Below are 2,021 nucleotides of genomic sequence, written 5' to 3'. Positions count from 1 at the left end.
CCCGTATGAGTCCTGCTCAGCGAGACTTGGTATCACGTCCTACCTACTCACAGTCGGCCAGCGTGAGGGCATGGCCGAGGCGTTCAAACACCCTTGCCTGCAGCAGGCGCGAGAACCAGTGATGCACAGCGTTCCCTGTCCTGAGCACGTACAGGATGCAATCGAGGACTGAGCGCAGCGGCCAGCGCCACGGCCACCCTGTTGTGGCGGGGGCCGGTAGCAGGGGAGCAACGACCACTCACTCAGCGTCGCTGAGGCTGGTTACGTAGGGCAGGCTCTCGCGCGTAAGCACGGCGGATGGCTACATGGGTGATCCGGGGTAGAGTTAGACACTCCGCAACGCTCGCCGCTTACTCAGCCCGTACCCCTGTCACGCCATTATGAAACGGAGTCTGACGCCACAACAGTTTGCCTAGGAAAAGCAACAGGCTGCCGAATAAGACCCGAAGCTCACTATTTAGCCTGACCAAGAACCAAGCCGCTCTCAGACCGACGATGCACTAACTACCTGAACCATCGAATGGGGGTAGGCCAGCGGTACTGTGCCAGCTAATAGATGGACGACAGGCTTTGAAAGCGGCAACGGGGGGGGCGTGGAAGATACCGGTATTTACACGGGATGTTTTTCAAAGTGGTAGCACACTATATTTTCTTCCCTAAACAGTAAAACATCCGTACAGTTATATTGTTTATAATTAATACAGTCCGGCAAAATGCATAGCTAAACATTAATAAATATCAATTATGGGGCTTAATTATAAAAGTATAATATAAATGATTTAGGGGACGTTAATAGCAACAATTGAATTTTTATAAATCGACTAAAACACCATAGTAAAGATAAAGCGCTACTACATTACGCATGTTAAAGAAGTGCAGCATAAGTAAAGTGTTATTTTAAATTTTCCAGGGATCCATTGAAAAAATAATTATATGATAATTTTATATGAATGCTAATCTAAAAAAAGGGTTCCTTTCGAAGCGTTAATTTGAGTCCGGGCACAAATTTTTGACAACGCTGACTTATCGCTATATGAAAGTTACAGGCGGCTTCATCCAAAGTATCTTTTTACCTGAAATAGCAAAGGTAGATATTTAGGATGAAATCAAATAAGCTACACAATATTTTTCACTGAAAGACAGATATGGCGATCGATGAGATAGACCTGAGATCTTCCGAAGCTACGGAATATAAATCTAATATAAGTCAAAATACAGCACTTGCTTCGAACCAATCCGATCGGCCGCATCAGTCTGCTGAAGAAATAGTGGGAGATATTTTAGCTTCGATACGTAGATCTCGCCTTTGGTTGTTTGTTTGGATATCGGCGTGTGTTTTAGCTGCAGCATTTACTTTATATAGAACTCCATCTTCATTTACGTCAGAAACAACTATACTACTTGATCCCAAAAGACCAGCAAATTTAACGACTGATCAAAATGCTCCAAACTATCCTCCGGCATTGGATAGCGCTCAAGCAGATAGCCAAATTCAAGTATTAAAGTCCGAAAGGCTTCTTCGTTTAGTTTATGATAGCCTTTCGCTTAACGAAGACTCCGACTTTATTCCAGGGGCACCAAGTCTTCTTCAAACAATTTTGGCACATATTGCTGTAAATAGGTCAAATAATATTCAGCTAGACACGAATATCAACACGGCGGATCAAGCTAAGTTTCAGAATTTTACGAAAAGAGTTAACGCTCGTCGTATCGCACAATCATATGTCATAGAGTTAAGTTATACTGCTAGTACGGCAGAAAAAGCGGCGAGGCTGGCTAACTCTATAACAATGGCGTATTTAGGGCAGCAGATCACTGCCAAAGCTGCAGCTGCTCAGAACGGAACTGAGTTCCTACAAGGTCGGATTACTGCATTAAAAGTAGAGTCGACAGCAGTAGCAAACGCAATTAGGGATGGATCTATTACTTCAGTTCCACTTCCAGATGCCGATGCTAGAGTTATTGGCGCCGCATTACCACCCAGCTCAAAATCCTCTCCTCAATATTTACTAGTCCTAACG

General features: G+C 44.2%; 1 protein-coding gene and 1 pseudogene. One reads left to right on the top strand and one right to left on the bottom strand.

Features of this window, described 5'->3' with window-relative positions:
• Positions 1 to 46: 46 nt before the first annotated feature.
• Positions 47 to 292 (bottom strand): annotated as a pseudogene (locus FV227_RS30235) (transposase); the annotation flags it as partial.
• Between the two features lie 853 nt (positions 293 to 1,145).
• On the opposite strand from FV227_RS30235, the gene FV227_RS28465 reads away from it, so the two are divergent.
• On the top strand, positions 1,146 to 2,021 hold an 876-nt coding region (locus FV227_RS28465; protein WP_348643792.1), incomplete at its 3' end, for a Wzz/FepE/Etk N-terminal domain-containing protein.

The organism is Methylobacterium sp. WL119 (assembly GCF_008039875.1).
GTDB lineage: Bacteria > Pseudomonadota > Alphaproteobacteria > Rhizobiales > Beijerinckiaceae > Methylobacterium.
The sequence above is the reverse complement of the archived record's forward strand: the minus strand, read 5'-3'. Positions and strand labels throughout refer to the sequence as shown.